The sequence below is a fragment of the Syntrophorhabdus sp. genome (assembly GCA_012719415.1).
Classification (GTDB): domain Bacteria; phylum Desulfobacterota; class Syntrophorhabdia; order Syntrophorhabdales; family Syntrophorhabdaceae; genus Delta-02.
This window is the reverse complement of sequence record JAAYAK010000302.1, coordinates 1-6,907: the sequence shown is the minus strand read 5'-3', so window position 1 is coordinate 6,907 and position 6,907 is coordinate 1. Positions and strand designations below refer to the sequence as shown.

6 protein-coding genes are annotated in these 6,907 nt (G+C 57.6%); all 6 read right to left on the bottom strand.

Annotated features, from left to right (window positions below; all coding sequences use genetic code 11):
• Nucleotides 1-1,585: FAD-dependent oxidoreductase (locus tag GXX82_17015; protein NLT24747.1), on the bottom strand; the 1,585-nt coding region annotated here is incomplete at its 3' end.
• A 16-nt stretch (nucleotides 1,586-1,601) separates the two neighbouring features.
• Entirely contained in the window at nucleotides 1,602-2,390 is a 789-nt protein-coding gene (locus GXX82_17010; protein ID NLT24746.1) for an enoyl-CoA hydratase/isomerase family protein, read from the bottom strand.
• Between the two features lie 20 nt (nucleotides 2,391-2,410).
• Nucleotides 2,411-4,015, bottom strand: a complete 1,605-nt coding sequence (locus GXX82_17005) for an acyl--CoA ligase (protein ID NLT24745.1) — start codon at nucleotides 4,013-4,015, stop codon at nucleotides 2,411-2,413.
• 423 nt (nucleotides 4,016-4,438) lie between these two features.
• Nucleotides 4,439-5,149: an ABC transporter ATP-binding protein gene (locus GXX82_17000; GenBank protein ID NLT24744.1), complete on the bottom strand. Its 711-nt coding sequence runs from the start codon at nucleotides 5,147-5,149 to the stop codon at nucleotides 4,439-4,441.
• Nucleotides 5,149-5,886, bottom strand: coding sequence for an ABC transporter ATP-binding protein (locus GXX82_16995; GenBank protein ID NLT24743.1), 738 nt, complete (start codon nucleotides 5,884-5,886; stop codon nucleotides 5,149-5,151). Before GXX82_16995 ends, GXX82_17000 begins: the two co-directional genes overlap by 1 nt.
• A gap of 2 nt (nucleotides 5,887-5,888) precedes the next feature.
• Nucleotides 5,889-6,866, bottom strand: a complete 978-nt coding sequence (locus GXX82_16990; GenBank protein ID NLT24742.1) for a branched-chain amino acid ABC transporter permease — start codon at nucleotides 6,864-6,866, stop codon at nucleotides 5,889-5,891.
• Between the last annotated feature and the right edge of the window lie 41 nt (nucleotides 6,867-6,907).

The window sequence follows — 6,907 nt, the reverse complement described above, 5'->3', positions numbered from 1 at the left end:
TCTTGCGCATGAGAGCGGGGCTGCCTGCCACGTCTTTCCCGACCTTCGCGGCCAGTGTCCACATGAGGCCCTTCTTCGTGCTCTGGCCGCTTACAAAGGCCTCTATGTCATGACTCGATATCACGTTATCACTGTCTATGCCGGGAACATTGAGGTCCATCGGGTTGCCGCCCGCGGCAACGATGACCACGTCAGGCTTGAAGGCGTCGACGGTGTCGGCCTTCACTTCGCTCCCGAGCTTCACCTCGATATTGAGATCCTTTACCTGCTTCAGCAGCCAGTCGTGAAAGGGCTCCATCTCGGAGTTGAGGACCGACGCGAGTGTTGTCAGGCCGCCAAGCCTCTTTCCTTTCTCGAAGACCGTAACCTTGTGACCACGCAGTGTCGCCACTCTCGCGGCCTCGAGCCCGGCGGGGCCGCCGCCCACGACCATGACCTTCTTCGGTTTCTCGACCGGTGCCTCGGGAAGGCCCTCGAGGTTCGTGTTCACGCTGCAGGTGATGGGCACACCGACAAAGTTGTCGTCCATGCAGCGGCAGCAGGTGATGCACTTCCTGATGTCGTCCAGTCTGCCCGCCTTGGCCTTGTTGGCCCAGTCGGCATCGGCGATGAGCTGCCGTGCCATGGCGATCATATCGACCTTGCCCGCGGCCACGATCTCTTCCGCCATGACCGGGTCTTTCAGCCTGTAGCCCACCGCGACGGGGACCGTTGCCACCTTCTTGATGGCCTCGCCCAGGTAGACGAAGGCTCCTTCCGGAACCCACTGCTGAACGAGCGGGATGGGGCTCTCATGCCAACCGGCCTGGACATTGAAGTAGGCAAGGCCGGCCTTCTCCAGGACGGGGATCATCTTCTGGACATCCTCTATCTTGTTGCCGCCTTCCAGCAGCTCATCCCCGGAGATCCTGGCGGCAAGGGTGAAATCCGCTCCCGCCTTGGCCTTGCAGGCCTCGATGACCTCGAGGAAGAAACGCATCCTCTTCTCCGGGGTTCCACCATATTCGTCCGTCCTCTTGTTCGAATACGGCGACAGGAACCTGTTGATGAAGTAGCCTATGCCGGCGTGGAACTCTACGAGGTCGAAACCAGCTTCCCTGGCCCTGCGCGCTCCTTCGCCGTACTGGTCGACTATGAGCCGGATCTCGTCAACGGTCAATTCCCTGACTTCCTTCACGCTGGGACCGCCCGCGCCTGCCGAGGGCCCGACGCCTTCCAGCGGGTTGTCCTTGTTCGCTCTCCACTCGGAACAGATGACCAACTGGCACGCCGCCTTTCCGCCGTTGTCATGTATGTTCTTCGCCACCTTGCTCAGGCCCGGTATCTGGTCGTCAGTCCATATCCCGACGCCCGAGGCAATGTTGATGTAACGGGGGGTAACGCCGCTCAGGTCGAAGGGGTAGGCCGAACCGATGACCACGAGGCCTGTCCCTCCCCTCGCCCTCGCCCCCATGAAATTGGCGTATTTGTCGGTAACGTAATAATTGTCGAGAAAACCCGTGGTGACCCCAAGCATCATCACGCGGTTCTTCAGCTCCACATTGCCTACCTTGATAGGTTCAAACAGCTTCTTCGGTGCACTCATGGCTTTCTCCTTTCGGTCATTTCTTCTTCTTTCCCTTCAGCGGGTTCCGTATGGGCGCCGCCGCAAGGCACAGGACCTGGTTGCGGTCCTCCATGTAGAGCGCTGACTCAAGGCTCGCGGCCCCGATGTTCTGGTTCGCCACCTCCTTGGTGAACTTGAGTCCCAGAGGCGACTTGGCGAGCATCTTGTCAGCGATCTCCCTGGCCTTTCCCATCAGCTTCGCCGTCGGGACCACGTAGTTGACAAGGCCTATTTCCAAGGCCCTCTTCGCGTCGATGGCGTCTCCCGTGTACAGATATTCAAGGGCGCGGGCCAGGGTCACCTGCCTCGGGAAGTGGTAACTGCTCCCCATGTCCGCTGCGGAAAGCCCGATATTGATATATGACGCCACGAACTTGGCCGTCGGGTCCGCGACCCTTAAGTCCGCCGCCACCGCCATGCTGAAACCCCCGCCCGCGGCGTAGCCGCGCACGGCCGCGATTATGGGCTGGGGTGCCCTCCTCATGAGCAGGATCACGTCGGACATCTCATGCTGAAAGGCGTATATCTCGTCAACCGTCCATTTGTAAAAAGGGTGGACCGGGTCGTCCATCTCATCGACATCCTGGCCGGCGCAAAAGGAGGTCCCAGCGCCGGTCATGATTATCACCCTGCACCTGTCCTCGGACTGCATGGCGCTCCAGAATGAATGGAGCTCCGATCTCGTGCGCTTCCCGCAGGCATTCAGCTTCCGCGGGACGTTAAGCGTCAGAATGCCCAGCCCGTTCTTCAGGTCAAACTTCAGGTCTTCGTACTTTGCCTTCATGCGTCACCTATCGTCGTTCCCTATATACCTTTCGCCTGAAGAGCCTCTACCAGCTTGAATTTCTGGACCTTGCCGAGGGCCGTGACGGGGAACTCGTCCATTATGATGACCACGTTCGGAACCTTGTAGTTCGCGAAGCGTGCCTTGCAGTACGCGATGATGTCCTTGTCCGTTATGCTGCTCCCGGCAGCGGGGATTATGCAGGCGACTATCTTCTCGCCCATCACCTTGTCCGGCAAACCCACAACGGCAACGGACTGCACGCCGTCGATGAGCCCTATCTGCTCTTCGAGCTCCGCGGGGTACACGTTGAACCCTCCCCTGATGATCATCTCTTTCTTGCGTCCCACGATGGCGAGCATGCCATTCTCAAGATATTTCCCCAGGTCTCCCGTGCAGAAGTAGCCGTTCTTGTCGTACGCGGCCTTCGTCAGCTCGGGCTGCTGATAATACTCGGTGAAGAGGATCGGGCCCTTGAGGCAGACCTCGCCCACCTCGCCGTCAGGTACCTTGTCCTGCTTCTCGTTGGTGATGACAATGTCCACACCGTCCAGCGGACGGCCGACGGTCCCGATCTTGAGGGACTCATCGTCTTCGACGTCGTTCATGGAGCAGGCCCCGCACTCGCTTAAGCCATAGACGGAGACAAGCTTGCAGTTCATCCTGTTCCGCACGCCGGACATGAGTTCCTCAGGGATGATGGCCCCGCCGGTGTAGCCCGCGCGGCTGCTCGAAAAATCAGTCTTCGCGAAGTTGGGGTGTTCCAGCATGAGGACGAACATCGTAGGAACACCGTAGATGAGGGATATCTTCTCCTTGTTGTACATTTCGAGAGCCTGGGCCGCATCGAAGGTCTCCATCATCACGATCCGGCACCGGCCCATCAGGGCGTTCGGGAACTGGATGAAGGCGCAGAGGGTATGGGAACAGGGCACGACCATCAGCGTCACGTCATCGGGCGTTATCCTGAGACGGCGGGCGACCTGGAGGGCGCCGAAGACAAAGGCCCGATGGGTCATTTTGACACCCTTCGGAAGACCCGTGCTGCCCGATGTGTAGAGTATCGAGGCCGTATCGTCATACCCGGGCAGGTCTTCCCTGAGCAGCTTCTCATCGAGGTCCTTGCCAAGGTTAAGGGCTTCCTCAAACGGGCGGCCCCACGACGGGACCTTGGAACCCATGACGAAGCAGAACTCCAGGCTCGGCAATTCGGGACGTACCTTGTCGATTATGTCCGTGAAGCTCGTTTTCAGGTACTCGTCGATGGTGAAGAGGACCCGTGCCCCCGAATGCTTGAGCATGTAGCTCAACTCGTACTCACGGTAACGGGTGGACAGGAGGACAAAGACAGCGCCCGTATAGAGAACGGCCTGCTGTACCACGAAAAAATCGGGGCAATTGGGAAAGAGGGCCGCGACCCGATCTCCTTTCTTGATCCCCAGCTTCTTGAGGGCCATCGCTATCTGCATCACCCGCTGGTAGAACTGCCCGTATGTTATTCTCTCACCGTTGAAGGAGATCATTTCCTTGTCCGGAACATCCCGCGCAAGGCCGTCAAGTATCTGCCCAAAGGTTTGCCCTTCATATTTGCCGTAGTCGATAGTCTTCCCAGTCTCTTCTTTCATGGCTCTACCACTCCTTTAATTAGTGTGATCTCAGGTCTCATCAGTGCATCCGATTCGTCCGATAGACATGGTATTTCCTGCTCACCTCGAACCCATCCCCCCGGGAAAGCTCTGTTAAGCAGACAGCCCGGCGTACGCCGGATCTTTCTGGACAATCCTGCAGCATCCCTGAACGGGACACGGCTGATAAAAAAGATGACAAAACGATGCGCCCTGACTCACGGGCAGATCGGGTATGGCGGACGACGAGATTGCAGGAACGGCCAGATAACCTGCCGACAAAGGAGGTTAACACACCTCGTAACCCCGGCCTCGCCGTCAAATCGCAACATCTGTTCTCTCGTCCCTGCATTGCCGTTCTCCATCAACACCATTCGTATGACGGCCGGGAAAGCCTCTTACAAGGCATGGCGGGGCAGCGTTCTAGAGCCCGCATCTCTCCCGCACCTCTTCACTCTCGGACAGGAACTGACATGTCCCTTCACACTTCACGAGCCCCTTTTCCAGGACATATCCCCTGTCGGACATCTTCAGCGCCAGGGCGGCCTTCTGTTCAACCAGCAAAAGGGTCATTTTCTCTGTCTCGCACAGCTTCTTGATAATGTCTATGAGCTCCCATATGATGACCGGCGCAAGTCCTTCGAAGGGCTCGTCGAGGAGCACCAGCTTTGGGTCGCACATGAGGCCCCTCGCGATGGCGAGCATCTGCTGCTGGCCCCCGGAAAGGTACCCTCCGCCCTGGGATTCCTTCTCTTTCAGGATGGGGAAATACAGGTACGCCTTCTCCAGCATCTCCTCCTTCCGGGCCTTTGTCATGTCGGGAGCGTTGCTGGTGCCTATCAGGAGGTTTTCCTTCACCGAAAGGCGGGAGAAGATCCTTCTGTCCTCGGGGATGTAGCTGATCCTCATCCGCGCGATGACGTCGGGTCTCATCTTCTGTATCTGTTTCCCCTCGAAGGTCACGGTGCCCCGGCTGGGGGTGACGAGTCCCATGATCGACTTCAACGTGGTACTCTTTCCGACCCCGTTCCGTCCCAGAAGGCATACGATCTCGCCTTCCCCGACGTCGAGGTTGACACCCTGGAGTATATGGCTTTTCCCGTAGAACGTGTTCAGATCCTTGACCTCGAGCATTATATCTCCTCCCCGAAATACGCGGCCTTAACGGCCTCGTTCGCCTTGACTTCCTCGGGAGGACCATCCGCCAGGACGTTTCCCTGGTCCATAACGAGGATCCTGTCGGAGACCGCGAAGACCATGTTGATATCGTGCTCGATGATGATTATCGTAACCATCCCTTTCAGCTTCCGGATAAGCTCGATCGTGGCCTTCGTCTCCATGGGCGTCATGCCCGCGGTCGGTTCATCGAAGAGTACGAGCGACGGTTTCGCCGCGAGGGTCATCCCGATCTCGAGATATCTCTGGTCCCCGTGAGACAGCGTCCCCGCTCTCCAGTCGCGAAGGTCGAGAAGTCCGAGCAGATCGAGTATCTTCTCGGCCTCTTCCATGGGCTCCTTCAGCTTCGATACATGGGAGAACATGCGCTTCGTCGCCTTCCTTCCCTGGCACGCCAGGCGAATATTCTCGAAAACTGAAAGTCCCTGGAAGATGTTCGTTATCTGGAACGATCTCGCAATACCCCTGTGACACAACTTGTCGGGGGGCATCCCCGTCACACGCGTGCCCTTGAACATCACCTCGCCTTTGTCGGGTGGGAACACGCCGGTGATCACGTTGAACAGGGTCGTCTTTCCGGCCCCGTTCGGCCCGATGATGGAAAGAGTGGTACCCTCGTCCAGCGTGAATGAGACATTGTTAACCGCCTGAAGCGCTCCGAAAGACCTGCACAGCTCCTTGACCTCAAAGAACATTATCAACTCCCATTATTATTTCTGTCTTTTCTCGCGAACAACCCGAAAAGCCCTTTCGGCATGAATATGACGACGATGACAAAGAGCGCCCCTATGATAAGATGATGGGCGCGAAAATACGTGGAGATGATGGATTCGAAGATCGTGATCACCACTGCTCCCACCATCGGCCCGATCAGCGTGCCTATGCCACCGATGAGAGCCATGACGATGACCTTCCCGGAAAGCAGGAAGTTGAGCTGCTCCGTGTCCGCGTAGGTCTTGAAGGCCGTGAACATCGCTCCGCTGAACCCGGCGAAGATACCGGCGAGAACAAAGGTCGTCACCTTGGTCCATTTCACATTGAAACCCAGAAAAGGCACACGGTTCTCGTTTTCCCTTATCCCCGACAAAATACTGCCGAACGGGGAACCGACGATCAATCTGCACACCAGATAGGAGAGATACGCAAAGGCCACAGCCACCCAGTAGAAGTTCACCGTATTCCTCAGGTCAATATCAACGAAGCCCAGATGCAACATCGGTGTCGGAACGCCAACAAGTCCGTCCGACCCGCCGAGGGGAGTGTTGTAGGAATGGAAGATGATCCTGTACACAACCTCCGCGAAGGCGAGGGTCAGGATGGCAAAGTATATCCCCTTGGCACGGATCGACACGAAGCCGATGAAGAAGGCCAGGATGGCCGTGCAGAACCCCGCCAGGATGAGACCCAGCCACATTGAGGGAAAGAGGAACTTCAGCATGACGCCCATGGCGTAGCCCCCTATCCCGAAGAACGCCGCGTGCCCGAAGGTGGCTATACCGGCGTATCCCATGACGAGGTCCAGGCTCATCGCGAAAACAGACAATATGATGGCCTCGACTGCCAGCTTCTGATGGTAGCCGTTCAGAAACAACGGCAGGACAGCGAGCGCCGCAAGGATGATCGCGTGGACTAAAAATGTTTTCTTAAAATTGGATCCGGAATTGAGCTTTGCCATAGCGCTACCTCTCCCCTGCCTTTCCGAACAATCCCGCAGGC